This window comes from Candidatus Trichorickettsia mobilis (assembly GCF_034366785.1).
GTDB lineage: Bacteria > Pseudomonadota > Alphaproteobacteria > Rickettsiales > Rickettsiaceae > Trichorickettsia > Trichorickettsia mobilis_A.
In genome coordinates, this window is the sequence record NZ_CP112932.1 from 390,792 (window position 1) to 406,613 (window position 15,822).

General features: G+C 33.1%; 13 protein-coding genes and 1 pseudogene. 4 read left to right on the forward strand and 10 right to left on the reverse strand.

Going from position 1 to position 15,822, the window contains the following annotated elements; translation table 11 throughout:
* Positions 1–57: 57 nt before the first annotated feature.
* The 6 genes and pseudogenes from Trichorick_RS01740 to Trichorick_RS01765 form a co-directional block, all read right to left on the reverse strand.
* A complete protein-coding gene (locus Trichorick_RS01740) occupies positions 58–240 on the reverse strand; it encodes a hypothetical protein (protein ID WP_323738544.1) in 183 nt (60 codons plus the stop codon).
* 177 nt (positions 241–417) lie between these two features.
* Positions 418–1,548: a glutathionylspermidine synthase family protein gene (locus tag Trichorick_RS01745; protein ID WP_323738545.1), complete on the reverse strand. Its 1,131-nt coding sequence runs from the start codon at positions 1,546–1,548 to the stop codon at positions 418–420.
* Positions 1,549–1,551: 3 nt separating this feature from the next.
* Positions 1,552–1,842 (reverse strand): hypothetical protein, encoded by a 291-nt coding sequence (locus Trichorick_RS01750; protein WP_323738546.1) that lies wholly within the window; start codon positions 1,840–1,842, stop codon positions 1,552–1,554.
* Between the two features lie 116 nt (positions 1,843–1,958).
* Positions 1,959–2,348 (reverse strand): DUF350 domain-containing protein, encoded by a 390-nt coding sequence (locus Trichorick_RS01755; RefSeq protein ID WP_323738547.1) that lies wholly within the window; start codon positions 2,346–2,348, stop codon positions 1,959–1,961.
* Between the two features lie 144 nt (positions 2,349–2,492).
* Positions 2,493–3,128 carry an epoxyqueuosine reductase QueH gene (locus Trichorick_RS01760; RefSeq protein WP_323738548.1) on the reverse strand — a complete coding sequence of 212 codons (636 nt, stop codon included), beginning with the start codon at positions 3,126–3,128 and terminating at the stop codon, positions 2,493–2,495.
* Between the two features lie 68 nt (positions 3,129–3,196).
* A pseudogene (locus tag Trichorick_RS01765) lies at positions 3,197–4,435 on the reverse strand (MFS transporter); the annotation flags it as partial.
* A 334-nt stretch (positions 4,436–4,769) separates the two neighbouring features.
* On the opposite strand from Trichorick_RS01765, the gene Trichorick_RS01770 reads away from it, so the two are divergent.
* The 4 genes from Trichorick_RS01770 (at position 4,770) to Trichorick_RS01785 (ending at position 10,920) form a co-directional block, all read left to right on the forward strand.
* On the forward strand, positions 4,770–6,605 hold the full coding sequence (locus Trichorick_RS01770; RefSeq protein ID WP_323738549.1) for a sensor histidine kinase NtrY-like: 1,836 nt from the start codon (positions 4,770–4,772) through the stop codon (positions 6,603–6,605).
* A gap of 438 nt (positions 6,606–7,043) precedes the next feature.
* A complete protein-coding gene (gene ntrX, locus Trichorick_RS01775) occupies positions 7,044–8,480 on the forward strand; it encodes a nitrogen assimilation response regulator NtrX (protein ID WP_323738846.1) in 1,437 nt (478 codons plus the stop codon).
* Positions 8,477–9,184, forward strand: coding sequence for a biotin transporter BioY (locus Trichorick_RS01780; protein WP_323738550.1), 708 nt, complete (start codon positions 8,477–8,479; stop codon positions 9,182–9,184). The genes ntrX and Trichorick_RS01780 overlap by 4 nt, the downstream gene beginning before the upstream one ends.
* Entirely contained in the window at positions 9,181–10,920 is a 1,740-nt protein-coding gene (locus Trichorick_RS01785; RefSeq protein WP_323738551.1) for a pentapeptide repeat-containing protein, read from the forward strand. The genes Trichorick_RS01780 and Trichorick_RS01785 overlap by 4 nt, the downstream gene beginning before the upstream one ends.
* Positions 10,921–11,392: 472 nt before the next feature.
* Here the strand turns inward: Trichorick_RS01785 and Trichorick_RS01790 are convergent, their stop codons facing one another.
* From Trichorick_RS01790 to hisS, 4 genes are all read right to left on the reverse strand, one after another.
* Positions 11,393–12,112, reverse strand: a complete 720-nt coding sequence (locus Trichorick_RS01790) for a phosphoribosylaminoimidazolesuccinocarboxamide synthase (protein ID WP_323738552.1) — start codon at positions 12,110–12,112, stop codon at positions 11,393–11,395.
* 9 nt (positions 12,113–12,121) lie between these two features.
* Positions 12,122–13,396 carry a M16 family metallopeptidase gene (locus Trichorick_RS01795; RefSeq protein WP_323738553.1) on the reverse strand — a complete coding sequence of 425 codons (1,275 nt, stop codon included), beginning with the start codon at positions 13,394–13,396 and terminating at the stop codon, positions 12,122–12,124.
* Complete coding sequence (locus tag Trichorick_RS01800) at positions 13,393–14,406, reverse strand: glycosyltransferase family 4 protein (RefSeq protein WP_323738554.1); 1,014 nt, start codon at positions 14,404–14,406, stop codon at positions 13,393–13,395. The genes Trichorick_RS01795 and Trichorick_RS01800 overlap by 4 nt, the downstream gene beginning before the upstream one ends.
* A 64-nt stretch (positions 14,407–14,470) precedes the next feature.
* Positions 14,471–15,715: a histidine--tRNA ligase gene (hisS, locus tag Trichorick_RS01805; protein WP_323738847.1), complete on the reverse strand. Its 1,245-nt coding sequence runs from the start codon at positions 15,713–15,715 to the stop codon at positions 14,471–14,473.
* Positions 15,716–15,822: the final 107 nt, after the last annotated feature.

Consider the following 15,822-nt stretch of genomic DNA (forward strand, 5'->3'; position numbering starts at 1 on the left):
AATATTGATCGTTTGTTATTTTTTTATGATATTGAAAATTTCTTTACTTAAATACATTTAATTGTGCTTTTTATGTTTTTCAGTTTCATGTTTATTATCTGGATGTTCAGCTTTTTCTTTATGGTGTTCTGTATTTTTATGATGTTCTTTGTTGGTGTTGTCCTCATGTTTTTTGCTATCGGTGGCTATGGCAACAGTTGAGAAAGCTAGAGCTAGAAGAATTGTAATAATTTTATTCATAAAACTACCTATATTGTTTTTGTAATTTGATTATAATGAAAAAAAACTTAAAGATAAATTTAATAATAAAGAGCTTAATAGTTATTTTTTTATTTATGGCTTTTATTTAACAGAAGGAAGTTATAAATGAGGCAACTGAGCTGAGAAAGCCTTAGAGAATAGATATAAACAAAACAATTAGGAAAAGCAGTGAGGAACAAACCTACTTGAATTTTTAGCAATAGGAGATTTATCTTCACGAATCCCAATGCCAGCAGCTTGCCCATTGATTACCCAACTTCCTATAGTAGGATAGTTACCTTCAAAATTTGGTACATTAAACCACTCTTGGTAAATAAAATCCGAGACAACTACAGATTTAGGCAATTCCATAGTTTCTATAGACTTGCAGAAAAATACCCCATCTCCTTCTCGTCCTTCTTTTATCTTACTCACAAATGTACTTTTTATCTTCTCTGGTGAAGAGTAAGCCGGTAATAGATAAGGGCAATCTGGAAACAACTCCCATAATACGATGAGAATGTTCTTGTTCTGTAATATCATACGCCAAGCAGGTTCAAAGATCGTTGTATCTGATTCTAATAAATAAAGAGCAAACTCATCTTTTACCATCCATTCCCAAGGGTATAATTTAAATAAATAAGAAATTTTAAATCCTTCTTCATCACAAAATTGCTGTTTAAACCACTTCCTACGCAAAGCAATATTCTGTAACTCAAGTACTTTTACTTGTTTTGTCACTTGAAGAGCTGTATCGGCAAGATAAGTTAGCGTACCATAATCTTCTCCGTTGTCTAAAAACCCACTTAGATGCACCAACGCTCCTGAAGGAATAAGCTCTTGCCACGCTTCAATGAGCTTTTCATGAATACTGTTAAATTGATCTGCTTTAAATTTTAAGGACTGCAACCATTCCCATTGAATAACACTTGCTTCAAATAACGCAGTAGGGGTATCAGCGTTGTATTCAAGCATTTTAGGAGGATTGGTACCATCATAAGCTAAATCAAATCTACCATATAAACTACGAGACTGCTTATGATAGCTTTGCTCAATAAGAGCTATAGATAGTGGTGAAAAACCAAAACCTTCATATCTCTTATTTTCAATTATGAATCTCACCGCTTTTTCACACAAATTATGTAAAACTTCTGTAGCCTGCTCTAATTGATCCACTTGCGTTAAAGATAAGCGATAATAGGCTGACTCATCCCAATAAATTTCATTATCAATTGTATGAAAATAAAACCCTAAATTTTCAACTAAATCTTGCCATCCCTGCCTTGGATTTATCACTATGCGTTCCATTACTTATCCACCGAAACTAAAACCGTGTTTACCAAAACCTCCTGATCGTGGCTTTGCGCCCCACCATGATCCACCCCATCCGCCGCCGCTCCACCATCTTCTTTTCGATTTTTGTTCATATACAGGATATCCATCATCTGGTAAACTTACAGTGAACCCTTTCATTACTGGTGCATATCCATTAAGCCACATCTCACATTGTTCATATTGTTGCTGACATTGCTCGACAGTTGTAGGGATTTTGTCATAATCTTTATTCACTGCTTTAGTGTATGCAGTATCACATATGATCATGCTATAATCTTCTTTACAATCAAGAACACTGTGATAAGTTTTGGCTTGTCTATCACAACTCGTCAGAAATACACTACACATAAGGTATAATGAAATATTTTTTGACCTTCTCATGATTAATAGCTCATGCATCCTGCATTTAAAATCCCTACTATTAAAGAAATAAAAGCTAAGAAAAGCGAACCAGCTATATTATTTTCAGTAACATTCTTTTTTAACTCCGGAATAAATACTCGTGCTAGAACATAAACCATCAATTGAATTGAAGCTGCCACTACACCCCAAACGACTACTTCCTCAATAAACTGGCTATGTATAAGAATAGTAGCTAACGGCAAAACAAAACCAATAAGCGCACCACCAAAGCTAATTACTGCTGAGATATTATTCTCCTTTATTAGTTTAAAGCTATTGTAAGGTGTTATTCCTTCATATAACCACGTAAAAATGAGTGTTAATAATAGTGCGGTGCCGAAATAAGTAATAAAATTTATTATAATTACCATATAAACTGACTCATTATAGTACTAATTCGCGATTATAGAGTGAAAATTTCATTGATCAACAATTCACTGCAAGTTTTAGCTGAAGGCAAAAGGTTGTAGAATGGGCATTGAGTTCTTAGAATATTTTGAAACTCGTAATCATAGTTATAATGATTTGGTATAATACTGTTCTCCAATGGCAATCTCTTCACGACTATTAGCTCGTCGCCACTCATTGCTATCCCTTAAAGAATAAATACACCCACAATATTCCTGTTTATAAAAATGCTCACGTTTGGCAATATTATACATATTACTACTACCGCCATTTTTTCGCCAATTACAAGTCCAATATGTTATTCCTTCATAATGAGAAGCAGCACGAAGTCCAGATTGATTAATCTGCTCCATATCCTTCCACCGAGAAATCCCCAAGGAACTGGTAATGACTTTAAAGTCATTTTCATAAGCATATAAAGCAGTGCGCTCAAAGCGCATATCAAAACACATAGAACAACGCTTGCCTCGCTCTGGTTCATATTCCATACCTTTTGCTCTAGCAAACCAGTTTTGAATATCATAATCAGCATCTATAAACTGTATGCCCATCTTTTCAGCAAATCTGATATTTTCTTGCTTACGTATTTCATATTCTTTCTTAGGATGAATATTAGGATTATAAAAAAAGATAGTTAATGCAATACCAGCTTCAATTACTTTCTCCATTGGTTCTCCAGAACAAGGAGCACAACATGAGTGCATTAATATCTTCTTTTCACCATTTGGTACTTGAAAGGTCATTATGTTAAAGCTCTATATTCTCGTGATAAATTTTCTGATTCTTTATGGTCTAATATAATCTCTTCAGCTAAATTCTTTCTATAAGTCTCTTTATAAAACTTTAGTACTATTAAAGAAATCACTGCAAGAAACATCAAATAATACGACAATGCATATTTATCCTTGGTATATTCCACTAATATCACTCCCATCATTGGTGCTGAACCGCCAAATATTGCTGCACTCAGATTATATGATAAAGCAACACCGGTGAAACGTACTCTGGTCGGGAAAATCTCTACTAACAGGGTTGGAATTGGCCCCATATATATAGCTATTATTCCAGCAAATAGGATTTGCGATAATACCGCCAAAGTATAATCCATTGACCCAAGTAGCTTGAATATTGGATAAACTAATAATATCATCAATAATATTCCAGCAAGCAAAACTGGTTTACGTCCAATTTTATCAGAAACAAAAGCAGAAATTGGAAAAACTATGATCATGGTAGTTAAAATTATTCCACATACCATTGAACTCTGAGCTCGAGTATAACCTAGAGTCTGCATGAAATTCTCAATAAATACCGTAGCAGTATAAAAAGGCGCTGTCACCGTAATATAAAGCCCTATTGCTACTAATAATTGAGTTCGATATTTCGTCACGATTTCACGTAATGGATATCGTGCTAAATTACCGTTCTCTTTTGCTGCACTATATAATGGGCTCTCAGACAAATTTTTTCTGATATACAAGCCTATTCCACCAATAAACAAACCGGCTACAAATGGTAACCGCCATCCCCAAGCAAATAATGCTTCTTGAGACATAAAATATGAAAAAGCATTTGCAGTTATCACACCTAACAACATTCCAATACACATACTAGCAAAAGCTGCACTACCAGCAAGCCCACGCTGTCTTATACTGGCATGTTCCACTATATAGGCTATACAGCCACTAAATTCTCCACCTAATGCAAAACCCTGGATCAATCTAATAATAACCAGAATTATTGGTGCCGCTAGTCCAATAGTTGCATAGCTCGGCAACAATCCAATGCCTGCAGTAGGTATTGCCATAGTTAATATGCCAATTACTAAAGCAATCCGTCTACCGAATTTATCGCCAATACTACCAAATAATACACCACCTAACGGCCGGACAATAAATCCAGAAGCAAATACTGCAAATGTCAGTATTTCCTTAATCTCGGAATCAGGAAAAAAATGTTGAGCTATAATAGGCGCAAACTGAGCATATAATGCATAATCGTACCATTCCAGAGCATTACCAATCATTCCAGATATTATAATTTTTTTCATCTACAACACCTCATTTAATACTATTTTTATGAAGTTGATCAAGTATACACCATTTTTAATATCATAATTCTTAACTCGTGCAATAAATTTTTACAGAATCTAGATTAAATCAAGAAAATGGTTTATAATATAGCTGAATATAGCAAAGATTTCGGAAATGACATGGATAGCGTAGTCACCTGTCATTACCTAATTACACACGTCAAGTTAAGAAAAAGCCTCGCAATATGGTTCGCATCGTCTTTTTCTTAACTTGACATGTGTGTGTATCACTTAACTGATCAACGCCATAACACCTATAACACTATAAATATTAAATATAATACTTCAGTCAATGTTTAGCCACACTATACTCTTGTTAAGAAAACACTATACTAAAAGCAATAAATTATTATTGCTTTTAGTAGTAACGGCTATTGTTTTATCAATTTTTACATATAGCACGATTACTAAAGAAACAAATGTATTAGGGCCTGACCCGAGCAAAGTTATAGGATTAATTCTGGTTGATCTAATAATTTTTTTAGCTCTTGGTATTGTCTTAGCATATAAAACCTTTAAACATTCTGCCAATAAATCTACCAGTAATACTTCTAAATTACAAAACCGAATCATTGTCGCTTTCAGTCTAGTGGCTGCTGTTCCTACAATAATTGTTTCGGTATTTTCAGCGTATTTTTTTAATTTTGGCTTACAAATATGGTTTGATAAAAAAATATCTACAGTACTGGATCAATCAATTAGCGTTGCTGAATCATACCTTGTAGAACATACTATACGCTTAAAAGAAAGTGCAGCAGCATCTGCAGATGACCTTAGTGAAATGTATTATGATTTGATTCACAATCCGACTTATTTTGCCAAAGCATTAAATGCTGAAGCTGAAATGCGTTCTTTAGACGAAGCAATAGTGTTTCAAAAAACTACTAATACCATTCTGGCTCAAACTTCATTAAGTTTCTCCTTAAGTTTTACTACCATACCAATGCATCTAATTGAAAAAGCTGACCGCGGTGAAATAGTTGAAATTACTTCTGACCCCACTAAAATTAGAATGCTGATAAAACTACGAGAATATAATGATACTTATTTGTTAGTGGGCAGAATTATCGACAGCAAAATTATCGATCATATTGATAAAACCAATGGTGCGGCTAGCAGTTACTACCAGCTTAAAACTCATATCTCCAGTATGCAGATCAAATTCTCGATGATCTTTATTTTTATAGCATTATTACTATTATTAGCAGCTATAAGTTGGGGAGCAATTTTTGCCGGTCAAATAGTTAGCCCTATCCATAAATTAGTAATTGCAACAGAAAAAGTAAAAGATGGAGACTTAACTATTCAAGTACCGGAAGAAAACTTAAATAATGACGAGATTAAGGTTTTATCTTCCGCATTCAATAGAATGATTCAACAAATTAATCGTCAGCAACGAGATCTGTTAATTGCTCAACGAGCTCTTGCATGGTCAGATGTAGCGCGTAGAGTAGCTCATGAAATAAAAAACCCTCTCACTCCAATACAACTTTCAGCAGAAAGGCTATTTAAAAAATTTCGTCATGAAATTTCAGATCAAACTGCATTCGACCGATACATAAACACTATTACCCGTCATATCAATGACATTAAAAAAATTGTTTCTGAGTTTGTAAATTTTGCTCGATTGCCATTACCTACTTTTACTAAATGTGAATTAGTATCGTTAATAAAAGATATGGTTGATTCAAGGAAATCAATTAACGATAAAATTACTTACAACTTATCCAGCAGTGAAAAAACTATAGATTTTGTTGGTGATATAACACAACTTCATCAAATTATGCTTAACTTGCTAAAAAACGCTGAAGAAGCCACAGAAAAAACAACTCAACCAATAATTAGCGTTTCTATAACCAAAACTGCTGATTTAGTATGTGTTATTGTTGCAGATAATGGCTCTGGATTTGCCATGGAATTGCTGAACAACGCCACTGAAGCTTACGTTACCAACAGATCAAAAGGCACAGGTCTAGGACTTGCTATAGTTAAAAAAATTACTCAGGATCATTTCGGCTCACTGGAAATAAGTAATGCTCCACAGGGTGGAGCTATAATAAAGTTAACATTCAACTTAACTGAATTAAAATCTAAGTTACAACATAGATTACAAAATGTTAACTTTTAACCTTTTTGTAAAGAAAAAAGGCTAATGTGGCAAAAATACAGTAAAAATTGTTGCTTTATTTTTTATGAATAGCTAATCTGAACAATAGTTAAAGAGCTGAATTCATTTTAGCTTCTTTAAAAGAGATCTTGAATAGATCCCAAAGGCTTTTTGGAACTACTTAGAATTCGCCTGAAAGTCGACTGTCAAAGCAGATTCTAAGCTATTGTAAGAGAGTATTCAATAAACTATGTCAAATTGTCATTGTGGAGAGCTTTGCCCGAAACAATCTAGAAAGGCTTGCTAACTCTTTACAAACTGGGTTGCCACAGCCAGTTATGACTTCGCAATGACGTATTTTAACTTAATTGACATAGTTCATTGAACACTCTCGTTTGTAATGAATCTACATTCGGCAAGTAATAACCATTCTTTATACACATTATATATAGGTAATTTATTATGTCTTTAGATGTTCTTATAATTGACGATGAAGCTGATATTCGTGACCTGATTTCAGATATTTTAAAAGATGAAGGGTTTAATTCAAGAGTAGCCGCAAATAGCACTCAAACCTTTAAATTGATTTCTGAGAAAGTTCCTTCTGCAATAATTCTCGATATATGGTTACAAGGGAGCGATTTAGATGGTCTTGGCATCTTAGAAATTATCAAAAAACGCTATCCATTAATGCCAGTAGTAGTTATTAGTGGACACGGCACTATAGAAACAGCAGTTAGTGCAATTAAAATGGGAGCTTATGACTATTTAGAAAAACCATTTACTCATGATCGATTGATGATTGTATTAAAAAGAGCTTGTGAAGCCGCAAAACTAAAACGTGAAAATCTAGATCTAAAGTCAAAAGTAGTAGACAAAACAGAATTAGTAGGAGCATCTTCTTCTACAATTAAACTTAAGTCTGATATTGAAAAAGTAGCTCCCACTTCTGGTAGAGTAATGATTCATGGTGAAATGGGTAGTGGCAAAGAATTAGCAGCACGTTTAATACATAAAAAATCCAAGAAAGCTCATGGCCCATTTATTGTATTTAGCCCAACTTGTATGTCTACAGACAAAATGCAGCAAGAATTATTTGGAGAACCTGAACGCCAAGATGCTAATAGTGTTTTTACTAAACGTCTTAGCGTGCTGGAAGCTGCTAATAATGGCACCATCTATATTGATGAGGTTGGTGACTTAGCAATGCCTATCCAAATAAAACTACTGAAATTTTTACAAGATCAAATACTTGAAAAACCTGCAACCGGCAAAAGCTTAAAAGTAGATATAAGGTTTATTACTGCTACTACCAAAAATTTGCAAAATGAAATTAATCAAGGTCGCTTTAGACAGGATTTATATTATCGTTTAAATGTAGTACCGATTAAAGTACCTTCTCTATCTGAAAGAAAAGACGATATTCCTTTATTAGTAAAATATTTTATAAAGCAGCTGGCCAAATTTTCAGGACTTAAGGAACGAGAGTTTTCAGAAGATACTATGGCTGCGCTACAGGCTTATAATTGGTCAGGTAATGTCCGTCAATTAAGAAATGTAATAGAATGGACTTTGATCATGAATCCTGTTTCCGTTGGCGGTTACGAAATAATTAAGCCAGATATGCTACCATCAGATATTTTAAATCATGGAGTAACCATAACTAAACCCGATAATAATCTTGATATGATGTCGATGCCCCTTAGAGAAGCACGAGAAGTATTTGAGAGACAATATTTATCGGCTCAAATGAGTCGCTTTAATAACAATATTTCTAAAACCTCATCGTTTGTAGGTATGGAACGCTCGGCATTACATCGTAAATTAAAGCTACTTAGTATACATACAGCCAGTGCAAAAATGAGAGATGAAGAATACCAAGAAGAACAATTATGAGAGAGTTACTTAATTATTATAGCAACGACTGCAATTTGCTTTTTAAAAAATATGCAAGTTTATTACAAATTATTTTTGGTGTCTTAGCATTAGCTGCTAGTAGTCAATTGAGCATTCCTCTAAAGCCAGTGCCTATTACTTTTCTTACAATGATGATAAGCCTGATTGGATTAATATATAAACCATATCTTGCTTTTACCACAGTTGGTATTTATTTAATCTGTGGCGTATGTGGATTGCCAGTGTTTAGCAAATATAACTACGGAATAGAATATGTAATGGGAACAACTGGTGGATATTTGATAGGGTGTATGATTGCAGCTCCTATAATGAGTATACTAAAAAATAGACCTCTTTTAAAACTCGCATCAAAGAGAGGATTTGAAGGAGACACTGCAGCTTGGTCCACAGCGTACTTTTGGTTTGTTTCGGATTCGAGTACCGCGCCAAAGTACAAATCATCTGCAGAAGTAGAGTTTCAAAAGAGGTCTAATAATATATCGCAAAAATTTTGGCCTGTTGCATTTTGCTGTTTTATTGGACATATTATAATTTATTTTTTTGGTATTACCTGGCTTAGCCAATTTATGAGTTTTAATAATGCAATATATAATGGGTTTATTGTATTTATTCCTAGCGGCATAGTAAAAATACTAATATTTTCATATTTATTCTCTTATATTAAAAGTAAAGTCCAAATATGAAAATATTAATTATTTTACTACTGCTTTTTTCTGGATGCTCAGAACAATCCAGAAAAAGTGATGGATTATTGACCGATGCTCAAAGTAATAAAATAAAAGAATTTATTGTTAATCAACGTAACAATAAATTAGAACCTGATATCAAAAAAGAATTTGGTTCAAATCTTAGAGGTCTCAAGCTTACAGGAGTCAACCTTTCTGGTTTAGATTTATCAGGTATAGATTTGAGTTTTTGCCAAATGTCACGTATTAATTTCTCAGCAACAACCTTTAAAGATATAATTTTAGAAAAGTCAATCATTCAAGATAGTGATTTCTCTAATACTACTATCAATAATATAAATGCTAGATATGCAGATTTTCAAGCTTCTATCTTTGAAAAAGCAACTATAAAAAATGTTGATTTTTTTAATACTAATTTTGAAGAAGCTGATTTTACTGGAACAACTCTAGATCAAGTCAATTTTGCAAAATCTAACTTGATAGCTACAATTTTTGAACAAAGTAATATTAATAATAGTAATTTTCAACAAAGTAATTTAGGACAAAGTGAATTCAAAAAAGCACAAATTAGCGGCTCGGTTTTTTATGGTACAGATTTAAGTAATGTGCAAGCAAATAGTATCAAGATACAAAATTGTTATTTTGAATCTGCTGATTTAACGAATGCTAATTTTACTTTAGCCACATTAACCAATTCTAATTTTTCTCACTCACTTCTTGATGAAATTAAACTTAAAGAAGCTCAAATAAATAATTGTGCTTTTTTATCTACTTCTTTTCAACATGCTCATTTTATTAAAACACTTATTACTCACTGTAATCTACAAAATGCAGATTTAAGTAATGTAAATTTTGAACAAGTGAATATTACGGACGGTAATTTACAAAATACAAACTTAAATGGAGCTACCTTATCAGCTGTAAATATCAAAAATGTTAATGCTACCAGTAGTAACCTTCATACAGCTGAAATTACCAATAGTACTATAGAAGATTCTAATCTTCAGAATATCACACTAAATAATACTACTATTAACACTTTAACAATTATTAACTCTGATCTAACCGGCGGAACATTTATTAATTCATCAGTTAATAAATCTCAATTTAATAAATCAAAGCTTAATAAGATATTTAGCAAAAATACCGATTTAACTAAGGTTAAATTTACTTTAAGCAATATTATGCAATCAGCTTTTATAAACTCTAATATGCAAGAAGTAACATTTGATTCCTCACAAATAGTCAATTCACAGATTAATAATATTATAGGGACTAAAATTAATGCAATTAATTCTACTGTAACCAGAACGTTAATATTAAACACAGAAGGTTTTGAACAATTGCAATCAAGCGGCAATATTTTATCTTTAAAAGATTTACAAAATGTCAGTAATTTATCTAATATGAATTTCCAAGGATTATCTTTAGCAAATTTGACTTTTAAACCGCAAATAAATTTTGCTAATACTATATTTAAACAAACAGACTTATCTAAAAGCAAAATGCAAAGTTGTATATTTGATTATGCTGATTTAACTGGAGCTAATTTAACTGACGCAGATTTAAGCGGCGCAAGATTTACTGACAGTAATTTTAAATCTACTATACTATATCGTACAAAATTTGATTATGCTGATTTAACTAATTTAGATTTTAGTAATAGTTTAATTGATACAATATCTTTAGTTAATACAAAGCTTGATGGTACCGTTGGAATTGTAAAACCTTAGAAGATGAAGAGTTGGTAGACGATAGTTTTACTTAGAGCCTGTCTTGAAAGTCTATATAAGAGAGGAATTTTTAGGAAAAACGAAGTCGAGCACCGCAGCGTACCCTTTGTACGTGAGGAACGGAGACGAGTTTTGACAACAAAATTACCTCTTATATAGACTTTCAAGACAGGCTCTAAGACAAGTGCTGCGGTATCTATTCACGTCCCTGGCGGAAACATTTACTGTATCAGGCATACAGATGGTGAGTTTGATAACAAACTGCTTCCACGGTGTCATTCCCAACAACGGCGGGAATCTAGCGTACATCTAAGCATTTGAGGTTTTATTCCTAGATTCCCGCCGTTGCTGGGAATGACATCGAGTGCGTTATAGTGTATATATCATACATCTACGGTTTGCCAGACCCTTGAATAGATACAGTGCTGCGAGCTTGGAGTCGAGCACCGCAGATCTTTAAATACGACTCTCATCAAGACAGGTTCTGAAGATTAAGGCGCCGCGCTATTGTATGATAAGATTTTATAGCATTTGAATTATCATCGACAAGAGTTTCAAATCCAAATTTTTCATTACTATGCATATCCCATAAACGACAGTTATCCGGGCTAATTTCATCAGCAATCATTGTTACAAACTTCTCTCCATTAAATACACGACCAAATTCCAATCGACATTCAACTAATCTGATTTCAACTCCAGCAAACAATCCTGTTAAGAAGTCATATGCTCTGATAGCATGATTCTTCACTTGTTTTATTTCTTGCTCGGTTAACCAACCAAAACTAATAATTTGATGCTCATTAATAATTGGGTATTTTAGATCACTATTTTTAACTCTAAAATCAATTACCGGATAATCAAAAACATATCCTTCTTCCATACCAAACTCATCGACATATCGTCCACAAGCTATTGTAGCAATTGATATCTGGATCGGGAATATATCAACGAGTTGTACTAATTGTTCTCGCATATTTATTTTTTCAATCAGATGGTTTTCTATCCCTACCATGTCTAGTTTACTCATAATAAAGGATGATATATTATTATTAATCACTCCTTTACCGGGAACATTCATTTTGATTCCACCTTCAAGTCTAATTTCATCAGTAAATGCCATAATTAAAGCAAAATCTTCTTCTGACTGATATAATACCTTGCTTGATCCTTGATAGATTTTGTTTTTCATATTTGATATTTAGCAAGAATGGCGCTTTAGATCTTGGCATAATTCTTCATAAGCAATTGATTCTGCCAGACAATTACCAACAATAGATAAAGTTGGCTTCGCAGCAAAGATGTTTATAGCAACATTTTTAATATCTTCAATATTAGCTGTCATAATATGTTCCATTATTTCTTCTACTGATAAATATCTACCAAAAATTGCATAATATTTTCCCACTTCTTCAGATTTACGACTTGAACTTTCTTCTGATATGTAAATACTAGCTTTAATTTGTGCTTTAGCTCTATTTAAATCTTCCAAGCGTATGTTATCTGTAATTTTCTTAATTTCTTCAGCTAGCGAAGAAATTAAGAAGGCTACTTTGTCATGACTGGTAGCAGCATAGATACTAAATAAACCGCTATCATGATAAGCGCTAATGTATGTACCCACTGAATAAGCAAGACCAAGATTCTCGCGTATCTGCTGGAATAATTTTGAAGAAACCCCTCCACCAAACACTAGAGATAAAAGCTGCGAGTGATATAGCGCCGGTAAATTTAAATATGATGTATTTTCAAAACCTAGTATGACCGTAGTTTGTTCTAATTCCTTAGTTGTAAAATGATAGCCGCTGGTATATTCAGCACTAACATAACTATTATCCTGTCCGCTATGTAATCCAGAGAATAGTAGTTCTGCTGACTTCATAATATTTTCATGAGTAACCTGACCGGCTACAGATAAATAAATATTATTTGCATTATAGTGTTTGCGTAAATAGTCTTTAAAAGATTGATGATTAAAGCTGTTTAAAATATGCTCTTCACCCAATATTGATCTACCTAATGGTTGATTATGGTAAGCCAAATTATAAAACACCTCTTGAGCGAGATCATCTGGGTCGTCATACACTTGTGCAATCTCTTGTAAGATCACTTGACGCTCTTTGATGATGTCTTCTTCAGCAAACAATGAATTTTGCATGATGTCGGCAAGTATTTCAAGCGCCTGAAAACAATCATCATGTAATACTTTAGCATGATAGACTGTATGCTCACGACTAGTATAAGCATTAAAATGTCCTCCAATAGCATCGAAGTTTTCAGCAATTTTTTTAGCTGAACGAGTGCTAGTTCCCTTAAAAGCCATATGCTCAAGAAAATGTGAAATGCCTGAGGTTTCTATGGTTTCGTAACGACCACCAACTTTTACAATTAAATTAATGGCTACAGATTGCACAGCAGGCATCCTATAGGTTACCACTGTCAAACCATTTGCTAACTTACTAACGTTAAATGTCATGTTTTACTTATTGTTTTAACAAAATTCGCCAATTGAGGAGCCACTACTGAGGTAGTATATTTATCATTTACCCTCACATATGCATTTTCGGCATATTTTTTTGCATCCATTGAGTTAATTAATAAATAGGCGAGCTTTAGAGTTAAATCATCGACTGAGCCGGCAGTACATAATAATCCATCATGTCTATTACGTATAATTTCTGATGGTCCTTCAGTATTTGTAGAAACTATTGGCATACTATTCACCATCGCCTCCAAAATGATTATGCCAAATGGCTCATGTAACGACGGGACACAAAATATATCGACCTCATTAAAAAACTTTTCTTTATTGTTTATCCATCCTACAAACGACACATATTGTTCCAGCTTAAGTTCTTGAACTAATTTCAACAAATTACTTTCTTCTTCGCCACCACCACCTATTATCGCTTTAAAGTTATAATGTTGATCTCGTAACTTTGCTAAACTCTTTAATAAAATATCAACACCCTTTTTCTTCACAAACCTGGTCATTGTTCCAATAACTACAGGACTATGAAATTTACGCACCACTGGATCTTTACGTATGTTTATCATATTTGGTATCACTTGGATACAGGATTCTTCAAAATGCTGCTTAATCAAATACTCTCTCATATGCTCAGTTAGAGCAATAATATAATTGCATTTTAATAAATCGGCTACTTTGTAATTATGTGCTATACCAACTATTGGACAACGCTTTCCTGCTTTACGAGCGAAATTCACTGCTCTATTGCCATGGACAATTATTAGATCAGGTTTAATAAAAACCACCAATATTATCAAATATAACATTGAAAAAAAGTCCCATGGCCCTAAATTGGGCAACTTTATACTAGTAGCGCTACTAGAGTTTACTTTTGCAAAAACACTAGTAACATTAATAACATTAATATTTTGTGACTTTAAGGCAAAACTATAATCCAAAAAAGATTGTTCTATCCCACCTAGCTTACGGCTAAGCATAATATTTAATACTTTCATTTAGGTCTCTTATAAAATATTAGTATTATAATCTCATAAACTACTTGTACAGTATATAACAATATTAATTATACTTTAATATCGCCATAAGTTGCTCAAATTGTAGTATGGATTCTTGGGTAGTATCAAGGTCTTTAAGTTTATAAATTGAACGTTCCTGTTCTTCGTCACCAATAAAAATAACATATCTTGCATTTCGTGATACAGCACGTTGGATTCTTTTATTAATTTTACCTTGAGCATCCAGCATAATATTTACATCATTTTGGCGTAATTTATCTGCTAAAATCATACTTATATTAATATTATTTTCACTAATCGGTAAAATAAACACAGGCCTGATTGCAGGAATCATATAATTTTTTATTAAAGCAATTCGTTCAATTCCAGCAGCAAAACCAATTGCTGGAATATCTGGACCTTGCATCAATTTTGCTAGACCATCATAACGCCCCCCAGCAAGAACTGTAGATTGCGCTCCAAGTGCTGTGGTAGTATACTCAAATGCTGTATGACTATAATAATCAAGACCTCGCACTAACCTATTATTAATCCGATAACTCACTTTTAACAAATTAAGATATGCTAGCACTTCAGAAAAATACTGTTTTGAAAAATCAGTGTAATATTCGGCTATGACTGGAGCGTTATTGATGATCAACCTATCATTTTCATCCTTAGAATCCAGAATACGCATCGGATTTTTACCAAGACGCACTACACTATCGGCAGATAACTGATTTTTATGGTCGTTGAAGTATTCAAACAATTTTTTTTCATACATTAATCTTGATTCATGACAACCCAAAGAATTTATTTCTAGAGTAACCTGATCTGATATCTCAAGAGCCACTAATAAATCAAATGCAAGTTTTATGGTTTCTGCATCAGAATATGCACCACTAGCACCAATATATTCAAAATTTACTTGATGAAATTGACGTTGACGACCTGCTTGTGGTCGATCATAACGAAATAATGGTCCATACGAGAAAAATTTCACTGGTAGGTTATGTAACAAACTCCCATGAATGATACTTCGCATAATTCCAGCAGTAAATTCTGGTCGTAGCGCAATAGTCTCGTTACTTTTATCAAGAAAACTATACATTTCTTTACTAATTACGTCTGAAGTTTGACCTAAGGTACGATCAAATACCTGAGCATATTCAATAATCGGAGTACTCATAGCAGAGTATCCATATAACTCTCCTATCATTTGCGCAACATTGATTATATATTGGTGAATCTTAAAATTTTCTGGTAATAAATCTTTAGTACCACGTACCGGTTGTAGTTTATTCATAATTTTATTAAATTATCTTAAATGAATTTTAATTTATTGGAGAAAGAAGTTGACATCATAACTTTTTTACTAGATAAAGTAAAATGCATTCTGAGTGCCTAAACATCAAA

Excerpts from the sequence above, each read along its gene's own strand:
- Trichorick_RS01800 (WP_323738554.1), bottom strand. The coding sequence starts at position 14,406 with ATGAAAGTATTAAATATTATGCTTAGCCGTAAGCTAGGTGGGATAGAA.
- Trichorick_RS01760 (WP_323738548.1), bottom strand. The coding sequence starts at position 3,128 with ATGACCTTTCAAGTACCAAATGGTGAAAAGAAGATATTAATGCACTCA.
- Trichorick_RS01780 (WP_323738550.1), top strand. The coding sequence starts at position 8,477 with ATGAGAGAGTTACTTAATTATTATAGCAACGACTGCAATTTGCTTTTT.
- Trichorick_RS01770 (WP_323738549.1), top strand. The coding sequence starts at position 4,770 with ATGTTTAGCCACACTATACTCTTGTTAAGAAAACACTATACTAAAAGC.
- Trichorick_RS01790 (WP_323738552.1), bottom strand. The coding sequence starts at position 12,112 with ATGAAAAACAAAATCTATCAAGGATCAAGCAAGGTATTATATCAGTCA.
- Trichorick_RS01785 (WP_323738551.1), top strand. The coding sequence starts at position 9,181 with ATGAAAATATTAATTATTTTACTACTGCTTTTTTCTGGATGCTCAGAA.
- Trichorick_RS01740 (WP_323738544.1), bottom strand. The coding sequence starts at position 240 with ATGAATAAAATTATTACAATTCTTCTAGCTCTAGCTTTCTCAACTGTT.
- Trichorick_RS01750 (WP_323738546.1), bottom strand. The coding sequence starts at position 1,842 with ATGATCATATGTGATACTGCATACACTAAAGCAGTGAATAAAGATTAT.
- Trichorick_RS01795 (WP_323738553.1), bottom strand. The coding sequence starts at position 13,396 with ATGACATTTAACGTTAGTAAGTTAGCAAATGGTTTGACAGTGGTAACC.
- Trichorick_RS01745 (WP_323738545.1), bottom strand. The coding sequence starts at position 1,548 with ATGGAACGCATAGTGATAAATCCAAGGCAGGGATGGCAAGATTTAGTT.
- Trichorick_RS01755 (WP_323738547.1), bottom strand. The coding sequence starts at position 2,348 with ATGGTAATTATAATAAATTTTATTACTTATTTCGGCACCGCACTATTA.